9 protein-coding genes are annotated in these 12,015 nt (G+C 44.4%); 2 read left to right on the top strand and 7 right to left on the bottom strand.

Features of this window, described 5'->3' with window-relative positions:
* Positions 1–12 precede the first annotated feature (12 nt).
* Together RIG66_RS15865 and purE are read right to left on the bottom strand one after the other, a co-directional pair.
* A complete protein-coding gene (locus RIG66_RS15865; RefSeq protein ID WP_446379606.1) occupies positions 13–1,587 on the bottom strand; it encodes an ammonium transporter in 1,575 nt (524 codons plus the stop codon).
* A gap of 727 nt (positions 1,588–2,314) precedes the next feature.
* A complete protein-coding gene (purE, locus tag RIG66_RS15860; protein ID WP_446379604.1) occupies positions 2,315–2,842 on the bottom strand; it encodes a 5-(carboxyamino)imidazole ribonucleotide mutase in 528 nt (175 codons plus the stop codon).
* Between the two features lie 186 nt (positions 2,843–3,028).
* Here purE and nagA point away from each other — a divergent pair, with 186 nt between their 5' ends.
* Positions 3,029–4,177 carry an N-acetylglucosamine-6-phosphate deacetylase gene (nagA, locus tag RIG66_RS15855; RefSeq protein WP_446379602.1) on the top strand — a complete coding sequence of 383 codons (1,149 nt, stop codon included), beginning with the start codon at positions 3,029–3,031 and terminating at the stop codon, positions 4,175–4,177.
* An 81-nt stretch (positions 4,178–4,258) separates the two neighbouring features.
* On the opposite strand, the gene RIG66_RS15850 is transcribed toward nagA, so the two are convergent.
* Positions 4,259–4,699 (bottom strand): clan AA aspartic protease, encoded by a 441-nt coding sequence (locus RIG66_RS15850; protein ID WP_446379600.1) that lies wholly within the window; start codon positions 4,697–4,699, stop codon positions 4,259–4,261.
* Between the two features lie 205 nt (positions 4,700–4,904).
* Between RIG66_RS15850 and bchM the strand changes: the two genes are divergently transcribed.
* Positions 4,905–5,597 carry a magnesium protoporphyrin IX methyltransferase gene (gene bchM, locus RIG66_RS15845; protein WP_446379653.1) on the top strand — a complete coding sequence of 231 codons (693 nt, stop codon included), beginning with the start codon at positions 4,905–4,907 and terminating at the stop codon, positions 5,595–5,597.
* A 249-nt stretch (positions 5,598–5,846) separates the two neighbouring features.
* Here the strand turns inward: bchM and RIG66_RS15840 are convergent, their stop codons facing one another.
* The 4 genes from RIG66_RS15840 to RIG66_RS15825 all read right to left on the bottom strand — a co-directional run bounded on the left by RIG66_RS15840 (position 5,847) and on the right by RIG66_RS15825 (position 11,243).
* Entirely contained in the window at positions 5,847–6,710 is an 864-nt protein-coding gene (locus tag RIG66_RS15840; RefSeq protein WP_446379598.1) for a VWA domain-containing protein, read from the bottom strand.
* A 217-nt stretch (positions 6,711–6,927) separates the two neighbouring features.
* Positions 6,928–7,728, bottom strand: a complete 801-nt coding sequence (locus RIG66_RS15835) for a hypothetical protein (RefSeq protein ID WP_446379596.1) — start codon at positions 7,726–7,728, stop codon at positions 6,928–6,930.
* Between the two features lie 54 nt (positions 7,729–7,782).
* Positions 7,783–8,772, bottom strand: coding sequence for a hypothetical protein (locus RIG66_RS15830; RefSeq protein WP_446379594.1), 990 nt, complete (start codon positions 8,770–8,772; stop codon positions 7,783–7,785).
* A 263-nt stretch (positions 8,773–9,035) separates the two neighbouring features.
* Positions 9,036–11,243, bottom strand: a complete 2,208-nt coding sequence (locus RIG66_RS15825; protein WP_446379592.1) for a dynamin family protein — start codon at positions 11,241–11,243, stop codon at positions 9,036–9,038.
* Positions 11,244–12,015 lie beyond the last annotated feature (772 nt).

The following is a 12,015-nucleotide window of genomic DNA, read 5'->3' as shown; positions in this document are numbered from 1 at the left end:
GAAGCGCTCCCGTTAAACTTCTGAGCCGCGAGGAATGTCAGCTGTACTACCACTGACGCTACCAAACGAGCTACTGGTCAACACATCGGATTCCTTGACAAATCCACTGTAGGCTTCCATTCCATGTTCGCTAATATCCAAGCCATGGATTTCTTCTTCGGCTTGTACTCGTAGTCCCAAAGTCGCTTTCAGGGCTAGCCAAACAATGGAGCTAAATGCGACGGTGAAACCGCCAACACAGAGGATACCCAGGAGTTGAACACCCAGTTGACCGAGTCCTCCCCCATAAATCAAGCCGAGTCGTTGACCCGCATCATTTTCAGCGAAGGTGAAGATACCAACAGCAATGGTGCCCCAGATCCCGTTAACTAAGTGGACAGAAATCGCACCCACGGGGTCATCGATATGGATATTGTCAAAGAAAGAAACCGCAAAAACCACGATAATTCCTGCAATCAGACCAATTATGACGGCTGATAGATAGGAAACGGCATTACAGGGGGCGGTAATCGCCACTAAGCCAGCTAAGATGCCGTTAATAATCATCGACAGGTCAGGTTTACCATCTTTTAACCAAGAGGTAATGGTGGCGGCAATACCTCCAGCAGCAGCGGCGAGGTTTGTGGTTACTGCGATGTAGGGAACTTCGGCATCGGCAGCGAGTTGAGAACCAGGGTTAAAACCAAACCAGCCGATCCACAGAATTAAGCATCCCAGTGTGGCAATACTCATATTGTGACCGGGAATTGCATTGATCTGACCGTCTCTATATTTTCCTTCACGGGGTCCGAGAAAGGCAGCTCCCATCAACGCCGCCCAACCACCAACCGAGTGAACCACGGTTGAGCCAGCAAAGTCGGAAAAGCCCATTCCTCCTAGCCAACCACCACCCCAGACCCAGTGTCCGGTAATCGGATAGGAGATTCCCGTCAACAAAAGACTGAAAACGAGAAAGTCAATAAACCTAATCCGTTCAGCAACCGCACCCGAAACAATGGTGGCAGCAGTTCCGGCGAAGGCAGCTTGGAACAGGAAAAACACGGAGATCGGTAACCCGGTAGGAAATGGATCGAGTCCATAAGTACCCGGATCGGTGCTAGTTAAGAAAAATCCACCTAAACCAATAAATCCAGTTCCTGCACCGAACATGAAGGAAAACCCAATTGCCCAAAATGCAATGGTTGCTAGGGCAAAGACAATCAGGTTTTTGGAGAGAATGTTAACCGCATTTTTCTGACGACAGAATCCGGTTTCCAACATCCCGAATCCGGCATTCATGAAGATCACCAGAATCGCAGCAATCAAAACCCAGATCGCGTTTAACGTTCCCTGAAGTTGGGCAACAGCATCGGCGTCAACCGCCTCAGTTTGAGCCACGGCTGCCGTATTCCAAACCACGACAATAATCGCCGTTAGCGGAATACAAGCTAGCCAGTACGGAGAAAAAGATTTGGCTATGGTTTTTAAGGGGTCAAAATAGGGAGAATCCCAGAAGAATTGGGAATATCCTGGTAAATCAACTTGTCTAGTTTTTGGGGGAGACTTTTTTCGGTCGGAAGTTTTCTCGAACGTTCGTCTAGACATCATTTCGCTCTCTTTCCTGTATTTCTGGTGGAACACATCCTAACATTGAGCTAAGAAGCGGTAAATAAAGTCATTGGAAGTATGACGTAGAAGAGGGGGTAAGTATCTGAGTATGACATAACTCCTCGCCTATTTTCTTCGGTTTACTGCCAGCTTTTAAATAGTGCTGCCTGATTAAGGAATCGGGAGTTTTGGAAGTTGGCGTGTCTACGTTAGACAAAACCCTACAAATAAGTTGCCAGATAGTCAAGAGCCTCAATTCTTCTCAATAACTGGGTTCATTATCTTTAGGAAATTCTCAAATCTTCAATTTTCTGGCTGGATATTTCTGTAACAAAATATACTGTTTTTGGCGTGAGTCCTTAAAATATATTGCGGTAGCCCCCTAGCTAAGAGCTTCTGTCATCAAGACTTGGGTCAACCCGCCACCAGTTTGGTAGCCTGAGTTGGCGGTTTTTTACGCGAGAGCGAACCGCCCTTTTGATTTTGCCTAAGCCTATTGATTTGACAATGATTAAGATTTAAGTAAGCCTAAGAATTTAGGTCTCTCAAATAACCTCTTAATTAATTAAGAAAAATTTCTTTGGTGTTAAGTTTTGATTGTTATCGCTAATCTTTTCAGAGAAAGGCTTCAGAGGTGATACTTTAATACTTTTGTGTTCCTTACCGAGAAGCCCCACACCCCACACCCCATACCCCACACCCTGCCTGTGAAGGGTCAAAACTTAATCTACGACATTTGTGATAAATATTGCTGATATCCCAACTCTTCTAGCGCCGCTTGCTTATCCATGACGGATTGCGTTAAAGTCTGGCGGTACTGCTGCACTCGTTCGAGTAACTCAGGTTGTTGGGATGCCAAAATCTGTACGGCTAACAACCCGGCATTTTTAGCATTGCCAATGGCTACCGTTGCGACAGGGATTCCACCTGGCATCTGTACAATCGAGTAGAGGGAATCTACCCCTTGTAAATGGCGAGTGGAAACAGGAACGCCGATGACGGGTAATGGTGTCAGAGACGCCACCATACCGGGTAAATGAGCCGCCCCTCCCGCTCCGGCGATAATCACCTTGAGTCCACGCTGATGAGCAGTTTGGGCGTAGTCTACCATACGTTGGGGAGTTCGGTGCGCGGAAACGATCGCGACTTCACAGGAAACCTCGAATTCTTCACAAATTGCGATCGCACCCTGCATCGTGGGCAAGTCGGAATCGCTGCCCATGATAATACCAATTTGGGGTTTGTTATTTGTCATTTGTCATTCGTCATTGCTAAAAGAGTCAAAACTCGGTCGGGGCGGGTTTAGTTTCATCTGGGTGAGAGCAGAAACGATAATAGTCAAACCCGCCCCTACACAACTCTCGGAATTTTTTATCTCTGTTCCCTGATTATTGATCAAAGATGTATCAGACAATGATGCAGGATTAATGGTAAAGGACAAATGATTATTATTAATGCACGAGTGCCAGGTTATCAAGGGTTGCAACAGGTAAGGGTTGATGGGGAGGGAAAAATTTCCGCGATCGCACCCATGACGGATATCGCCCCCGATTCCCATACACTCGATATTACAGGCGATTGGCTCTCCTTAGCAGGGGTCGATTTACAGATTAATGGGGCGCTGGGTTTGGCGTTTCCGGATTTAACGCTGGGGGATAGCCAGAAATTACAACAAATTTGCCAATTTTTGGGGAATCAGGGGATTGATGGATTTTTACCCACCTTGGTAACCACCTCGATTGAGAAAATTCAACAATCGCTGGCGGTGATTGCTGATTTTTTAACCACCGCTTCCTATCAGGCGGGAATGGCGCAAATCTTGGGGGTGCATTTAGAAGGACCTTTTCTACATCCTCAGAAGCGAGGAGCGCATCCTCAGGAATATTTACTACCATTAAATTTAGAAAATGTCAAGCAAGTTTTGGGGGATTATGGCAAACTGGTTAAAGTGATGACGCTAGCGCCGGAGTTAGACGAGACAGGTGAGGCGATTAGTTATTTGCGTTCTTTAGGAATTACCGTGAGTTTAGGTCATTCCCAAGCAACGGCGGCTGAAGCGGAGGAAGCCTTTGCCTTAGGTGCTTCAATGGTGACTCACGCTTTTAATGCGATGCCGGGATTACACCATCGCCAACCCGGATTATTGGGTACCGCCATCACTCATCCTCAAGTGCGCTGTGGGGTGATTGCCGATGGACAACATGTTTGTCAGACAATGTTACAGATTCTACTGCAAGCGAGTAGGTATGAAGCGGGATTGTTTCTGGTGAGTGATGCGTTGGCGCCGTTAGGATTAGGCGATGGGATTTATCCCTGGGATGAGCGTCAGATTGAGGTGAAACAGGGTACGGCACGATTAGCGGATGGCACATTAGCGGGAACCACTTTACCGCTATTGGTGGGAGTCCAGAATTTGGTAGAGTGGGGACTGTGTGAAATCGAGAGTGCGATCGCCCTAGCAACGGAGTCTCCTCGACATGCGATCGGTTTACCTGGGATTGGAGTAGGACAACCTGCCAATTTGTTGCGATGGCATTGGCATGAGGACAGATCAAAATTGAGTTGGCAGCGTTTCCAATTCAATGGATGATTTGTCATTAATCATTGGTCATACTCGCTTCCCGAAACGAAGCAAGCTACGTTATTTGTTATTCCTTAAAGAAGGGAGAACTCATATATAATTGAGATGTCTCACCTTATTAACAGGTTGATCAGGATGAGCTGGATTGGGGATCAATCGCTGATTTTGACAATCGACCAACAAATCTAATTTCTCTAATACAGTTTGACCAATCAGCACCTCATCACCCAAAACTAACGCATCCTCCAATGTATCACGTCCTTGCCAATCAATTAGAACTCCAACTACGCCTACAGCTTCTGTTCGTCCATCAGCATAACCGGCTACTCGTTGAGCGCGAATGGTTAAACCAAGACACTGCACGACATGAATAGGAAGCACTGAACAGACTGCACCTGTATCAATCACAGCTTCTGTTTCGTATACACGAACCTGATCAGCCGTTAGTTGTCCTCGCCGTACTAATTCGTCATCCGTTGGATTGGTGAGCTTGACTTTTGCTTTAACTTCACCCATGATTTTACGTGGCACGTTCTCTCACAATACATCAACTATCCAAACATTCTATTTCCATTTTATGAGAACATTACGTTAATCAAACATCTCATCATTTTCTGTAAGTTCTCTGCCTTTTGCCCTCTGGCTGATGATTCTTGATAAAGACATGATGGCAGTAACCCCCCTAGCTCATGGTAAAGTAATTAATCGTCCTAACTCCTCCATCCAACCTGACTCTATGAATACCGTTGATGATAAAACCGTAGTTAAAGACTATTTCAACGCCACTGGATTTGACCGTTGGCGGCGGATTTACGGCGAGGGCGAGGTAAATAAAGTCCAACTGGATATCCGTAATGGACACCAGCAAACCGTCGATACTGTTCTAAGCTGGCTCAAGGCTGATGGCAATCTAGGCGAGTTATCCATCTGTGACGCTGGCTGCGGTGTGGGAAGTCTCAGCATTCCCCTAGCTGAAGCAGGTGCGAAAGTCTTTGCCAGTGATATCTCAGAAAAAATGGTCGGTGAAGCCAAAGAAAAAGCTGGCGCTAGCTTGGCGAATTCTGACAATCTTAGCTTTGCCGTACAGGATTTGGAAGACTTGAGTGGTAACTATCACACGGTTATTTGTCTGGATGTGCTGATTCATTATCCCCAAGATAAAGCTGATCAGATGATCTCCCATCTTGCTTCTCTAGCGGAGTCACGCTTAATTCTTAGCTTTGCTCCCAAAAACATTGTATACAGTTTGCTCAAGAAAATTGGCGAATTGTTTCCCGGTCCTTCTAAAACCACTCGTGCTTACCTACACCGCAAAGCCGATATTATCAAAATATTGGAGCGTAACGGCTTTTCCATTCAACGCACAGGAATGACCAGTACCCAGTTTTACTTTTCTTACCTCTTAGAAGCAACCAGAAATTCCGATTAACTTATTAGGTTCATCTGACAAAGCTTCGGCTCCCCTCTCCCACCCCCATGGAACCAAAAACGAAGCATCCTTTGGCTTCCCCATGGAACAAAAAGCGAAACATCCTTTGGCTTCCCCATGGAACAAAAGCGAAGCAACATCTGGTCTCCCCCTTTTAAAGGGGGACGGAAGGGGGATCTAATTGGGAAGAGGGAGATTCAAAAATGGGCAAGGGGGAAATAGAAAGAGGCTGGGAGTGAGGGCTGATTTTCAAGTAAACAAATCAGGATATTGCTCCTTAGCCCACATCGGTAAACCTGCGGCTGGATTTTCAAGCTGACGGTTCAGTAGCTCGATAATATTGGGCATTTTACTTAACAAGTCAAAAACTACAATATTGCAATCCAATCCCTTAGAATCTGTGAACCCTCTGACATTTTTATCCAGTTCCAGATAAAACTTGGGATTCAGTTCACTCCCAAAGCCGATAATCACAATTTTCAGTTCATCCTGACTTTTCAATCTGGCACTGGTGGTCTGAATTAAGTTCAAAAACTTATCTCGGTCATCAAACTGACCATCGGTGTAAATAACAATAAACGCTTCCCGATTCGCTTCACGATTAGCAAACCATTGATTAATCACTTGCTCAAGGGTTGGCGTTATAAACGTACTACTATCAGGTTGATTTTCATCAAAGACACTAGGAACCTGAACGGTATCTTCAATGTAGATTATTTTGTCACAAGGGCGATTGGGACTAAAAAAGGTTAAGGCAATCTCCTCACAAACCTTGTCCCCATCCAGACTGGTTTCATTGAGAATGCGATAGACGTGTCCTTCAATGACTTCCGGTAGAACTTTCCAGCGAATATTATTATTAAATTCTGGATCTCTTCTCACCATTGACCCACTTTGGTCGATGAGCATGAAAACATCTCGGTTAAAAAGCTTTTTACTTGGCATAGAGTCCCCTTTTTGAATAACACCCTGATTGTGGGTTTCAATAATCGTTGCTTGATGCACAATAGGTGGAGCGCTCGGCGTCGTAGCCCTTGTTTTGTTGGGGCATTTTGCCGAGAGACCCGATATCAATAGTTTAATGGTTTTTGCCACCCAGTTATAAATAGACATCTAAAGTCCCTACAGTCCGCAGGTTGATCACCATTGATTTAATTAAGAATTGTTAAGTGTGTTCTAGATATCACATATAGCTTATATGTATAGCGGTTCTCAAGCGCTGATGATACACCAAACGGATGAAGCCTTGTGCCCCACCCATTTGTGTGTAGGGGTGGGTTTCACTACTATCGTTTCTTATCTCACCAAGATGCAACTCAACCCGCCCCGACTAGGTATCTTTTTGGCTAGAGAGTAATTTCACCAGGGATGCTAACCAATAGGAGAGAATCGATATCAACACCATCAGCCAGATAAGGGGATTCTTGGAGCGGATTCCTTCCTGGAAATTAGCGGGTAAAAACCCGGGTTGAGGTGAGAACTCTTGCCAACTCTCGCCCTCTACCAATAACGATAAACTGCGCCACACACCAGCCTCTTGCAGCGCTTCGGGCTTTTTAATCCCAGTGACGACGATGAGAATACCGGGAGTTGGCGGTAAATGACAGGTGCGTAGTTCTTCGGCTAATTCATGTCTCAGCCTCGCGATATTTCGTGCAATTTTTGGGGTGAGAGTCGGCGGTTGATTGGACAGTTGCTGGGGATTTCGTACCACCGTAACCAATCGCTGCATCTCCGGTAATGACACCTGAAAGCCATAGTTACCCCCTAAGCATACCGCTTGATTGAGTTGTTCGACTAGGGGGTGATACTCTTCGTCAATTAATGCAGATGCGGCTAAACTTCGCAGCAGGGGTTCGTCAGCCGTTGCACCCACCCAAGCCATGGCGATGCGGATTTGGCGGTCTAGAAAATCGACTCGTCCTTTGGGTTCAAGCCCTGTCAGTAGCAGCAGCAACTGGTTATCCACTAATCGTTCTAACACAACCGTTGGTGTTTCGCGATCGATTAAACTGGGTATCGTTAATCCGATGGGTGGCAATTTGGGTTGAATTGACCCATCGTTACCAATTTGTAGCCAACGGTAGTCATAATCTTGTTCAAAGCCGCGACTCTGGATATAGATATCCATCAGTTAATCCCTATTTGTAAAATAGTTTTGATTTATATAGACAAATGACGAATATTACAGTGTTAATAGTGATTTGCCTTGGAGAACAGCAAATCCTCCGTTTGTTTTGCATCCTTGAGCAAACTGCTCTACCGCTTGCTTGAGTTGAGCATCAGGGTTGAACAATTCCCGCACGACGTTAAACATTGACCAATTTCGATTTTGAATATAGACTTTCAACAAAAATCGCAATAAATACCGCAGCAACTGTTCGCTATCTTGGGGACTATATTTGGCATCAAAACTCGTCTTGCGAAAATAAAATCGGGGTTGGTTTAGATTTTCAACCTCGATTTTCAAGAACACCACACAACCAACCGTTTGCACTGGAGTTGTCACCACGGCAATTTTATCGGCTCGTCTTGGCTCTTGAAAAAATTCCAGTAATGGTGCATATTTTTCTTGAATTTGTTTGATCAGATTTTGGGCAGATACTTCATCTTGCATATAGGTTTCACATTTGACTGGTGCCAAAATGACTAACTTGGGTTCGTCCAACTTTTGGTACGCTGTCTTAAACAATGTCATAATCTCATCAGGCTTATTTCTCACCTCATGCCATCTGCCATTCAGTTCCATCAGCGCTGGCGTATCAATTGCCACGATAACTGCTGCACATTCCCGCAACATCTTCTGCACAAATCGCCTCCCCGCCACATCACTGGGTAAAATGTAGCCGCCGGGATAATCTCGAAACTGAAGCCGCAGGTCATCTTTTTTGTCATTTAAGCCTAAATCAAAACGGTAAGAGGGTAAGGATTCGGGTCCAGCGACGGCTAGGGTGCCGCGAATTCCTTTGGTGCGTTCATCGGCTTTAAATTCGTAGGTTAAACTTTTGAGTTGAGCCAGATACCGTTCCAGAATTGCTGCTGTTTCGATATCGGGTTTTAAGTGTAGATTGGCTTGACGACTGGTTGCTTCAAATTGTTCATACATTGAGGTTAATAATGTGGTTTTACCAACTCCACTGGCACCTAGCATGGTTATATTGAGTTCTTTAGGCATCTTTCTCCATCCTTTGGGTAGAGACGCGCCATGACACGTCTGTAGGGGCGGGTTTAGGGATTACTATTGATTCTTGTCTTAATTTTTATACAAAACCCGCCCTTAATTTTAATATAATTCTAGAACAAGTCTGTGTATCTTATGTAGGATGTAGGGGCAGTCGCTGAAATCCAGTTCTTATGAAAGCGGATTGCTTTTTTTGAATCGCCACCCGGAAGCGCTAAAGCGCTGACTACGAGCGAATTGCTCGCGCCAAGTCTAAATCAATTCAAAAACTGAAGTTGTTTGAGGGAGTTAGCGGCTATTGCCTGATCTACTAATGATAACCATTGTTGACGATCATCCCCTTCTTGATTATCGCCAAATTCCTTCGACCAAACCTGAGCTTTTTCTTGGAAAAGAAAGATTTGCCATTCATTTTTCACATCTTTAGCTCGCAAAATCTGATCAACAAACTCTTCTACTTCAGCAAAGGCAGCTTGACCCGGTTCACCGTAAAAATTCTCTAAGGCATGTTGACATTTAAACACGGCTTCTTCTTGTAAGGTTTCTAAGTAGGTGAGGATTTCCTGTGCCTTAATATCTCGCGACTCCATGGCATTTGATGCTGATAAGCGCAGATTAGTTTTATCGGGATTGAGATTATCTAAATGAGGACGAATCCGATAGTGAAAGTTAGCTTTATAGGACATTTCAAAATTCGAGAGGGTTTGGAAGGCGTGCTTGAGCCGAACTAAATTATCAGGAATGATTTCTGCCATAGATTTAAGAAACTCTGAGCCTCTGGCTGGGGTAATTTCTCCGAAATTTCCTTGATTTACCAGTACCTCCGTAACTTGAGATTTTGCCTGTTCCACATACTCTTTTAGTCCCATGTCCATAGCGTGGAAATGTCGGGTGAGATGATTGCGGATTTCATGGAGATATTTGGCATAAGTGGTTTGCCAATCCCCTTCTTCAAACCGTCGGGCAATGATTTCGTTGAGGGGTTCCTCGGTGGGTATACCTGTATCGCTTTTGCAGGTTTGGATAATTGCTTCAACCTGTTGTTTAAAGATATCTTGTTCATCGCGATCCTTGGCTATGTCGAGCTGATCTAATAGTTCTTCCAGTCCCCGGGTTAGATTTGCCCAGAGTTTATTGAATAACCGCAAAAATTTGCCTTGTTCATTGATATCATCAACAATTAAGCCACCTGACCAAACAAGACGGGCTTTCTCTAGTTCCGCATTCAGCAAGATTTGCAGTTCTTTAAGTTTTTTCTGGTAAACGCGGGCATGTTGCTCATCTAAGTAGGTGATGTTATTTACCAGATAGTTGAGAACTAAATCGAGAATGGCATTGGTTTCCTCTGGATTGGAGCAATCGGCAATTTTGCAGCGGATGACATCAATATGTTTATCATGAATACTGGTTTGATGTTTCTGACAGGCTTCCATGTTGTCATCGGTTCCGGTGACATGGTTGAGAATCATAAATGAGTGATTCTCTAGATTGTTTAATGCCTCAGCTGCGGTGTTGTATAAGTCTGTATCCCGTTTTTCCCAGCCATAGCGGAGTCTATCGGGACGGCGAATAAAAATCACTAAATCCACCTCTTGTCCGATGGTTTCTAGGATGAGTTTCTCATCGCCTAAACGAGTATCTCCTAAACCCGGTACATCGACTAAAGCGATTTTACCGACATCAGAATTTTTGAAGGGACAGAATATTTTTACTTCGCGAACGGCTAAATGGTCAAAGGTAATTAATTCGCCTTGGGGAAAGCGGCGTTGGGCGACATATTCATGAATTCGTTCTTTGGGAATGGGGGGAAGTTTTCGGGGTGCGCCAGACAGGAGTAAATGTCTGTACATGGGTAAGTGTTTATGATAATCTTCTTTGAGATGTTCATACATCGACTTTTTGGTCGCATCTGTTCCCGAAAATTCTGGCAAAGTTCCGGCAAATTCATCTATGGTATTGGGAGGATGATCTAATTCTAATTCCTGATAATAGGGCTGAATGACTTCTTGTAAAAAAGTCTGTTCAGAATGAACGGTTACCTCGGCGTAGGGTTCTCCGGGTTGATGATAAATCGTGCTGCGAACAGCGGTACAAGCACCGCCTCGGAGGGCGGGAATTTCATCATCGCTGAGTCCACTGATACTCTGGAGGAAGGTACTTTTTCCTTGACCCATGAGTCCAACGACGCCAATATTTAAGGTAGGGCGGGAGAAGCGATCGCGAAGTTGATGCAGTTGCTCCAGTTGCGTGCTAATCTGTAAGCGCAATGGGGAAAAGTCGATTTGGGTAAGGCGATCGCACACTTCGGGTTGGTCTAGTTTATCCTTTAAGATATGACGCCGTTGATCTAGGGAGCGGAGCAAGTTGGTCAGATTTCTCAGATGTTCCTCGACATCAGCGATGCTCTGAACTAAGGGTTGGCGTTGTTCTATAATTTTGGCTATGGTTTCGGCGCGATTAGACATGATAGCGATTAGACATAATAGTTAATTGGGCGGTTAAAACCGCAGCTACACAAACAAAACCCGTCTGCGGGGGTTTCCACACCCCGAGTTTTTTCTCTTTCCTTGTCAAGCAGGCGCAAGGTAAGTTTGGTGTCGCGATTTCCTTTGCAAGATCTGGGTGTAAGGCTATCCATACATAGTAGCGCGATCGCACAATTGAGGGAAACGATACTTCTGTTTCTACCAAGCCCGGAGACTGACTCACGATGATGGGTTACACCACTATAGAGGATTGTGCGATCGCGTGGCTGGGTAAGTTGCTAATATTGCTAGTATCGAAGTAAGCTGTCATGCATTTAAATTGGGTATTAGTAGCGAGCAAGATGCTCGCACTACAAGACTTTCATCATTAAGGACAAATGATGATCTGCTTCATTAACTTTTATTGTGCCTACCTACTTATAAATCGCAACGCTTTTGGTGTCCAATTACGGGCAATATCAAATTTGATTATTGGAAATTTTTGTTATACTAGAAAAGCTAGATTTTTCTAGTATAAAATACTAAAATTTAAATGCTTCTTTCACACTTGATTTATTCAGTAAAATCAAAATTATAACCGGGACAAAAATGCTGATAATTATGATTAAACCAAAGCCAATTGACATCGTGAAAAATGCAAAAGCAATATAGATAATTTGAAGCAAAAACATTGCGAACCATGACCAGGTATTTAAATTAAAAAAACTACAAACAATTATCGTTGATAATCCAGCAGTAACGGGTAATATGC

Source organism: Coleofasciculus sp. E2-BRE-01 (assembly GCF_040221695.1).
Classification (GTDB): Bacteria; Cyanobacteriota; Cyanobacteriia; order Cyanobacteriales; family Coleofasciculaceae; genus Coleofasciculus.
The sequence above is the reverse complement of the archived record's forward strand: the minus strand, read 5'-3'. Positions and strand labels throughout refer to the sequence as shown.

Excerpts from the sequence above, each read along its gene's own strand:
- RIG66_RS15865 (WP_446379606.1), bottom strand. The coding sequence starts at position 1,587 with ATGATGTCTAGACGAACGTTCGAGAAAACTTCCGACCGAAAAAAGTCT.
- purE (WP_446379604.1), bottom strand. The coding sequence starts at position 2,842 with ATGACAAATAACAAACCCCAAATTGGTATTATCATGGGCAGCGATTCC.
- nagA (WP_446379602.1), top strand. The coding sequence starts at position 3,029 with ATGATTATTATTAATGCACGAGTGCCAGGTTATCAAGGGTTGCAACAG.
- bchM (WP_446379653.1), top strand. The coding sequence starts at position 4,905 with ATGAATACCGTTGATGATAAAACCGTAGTTAAAGACTATTTCAACGCC.
- RIG66_RS15840 (WP_446379598.1), bottom strand. The coding sequence starts at position 6,710 with ATGTCTATTTATAACTGGGTGGCAAAAACCATTAAACTATTGATATCG.
- RIG66_RS15835 (WP_446379596.1), bottom strand. The coding sequence starts at position 7,728 with ATGGATATCTATATCCAGAGTCGCGGCTTTGAACAAGATTATGACTAC.
- RIG66_RS15830 (WP_446379594.1), bottom strand. The coding sequence starts at position 8,772 with ATGCCTAAAGAACTCAATATAACCATGCTAGGTGCCAGTGGAGTTGGT.
- RIG66_RS15825 (WP_446379592.1), bottom strand. The coding sequence starts at position 11,243 with ATGTCTAATCGCGCCGAAACCATAGCCAAAATTATAGAACAACGCCAA.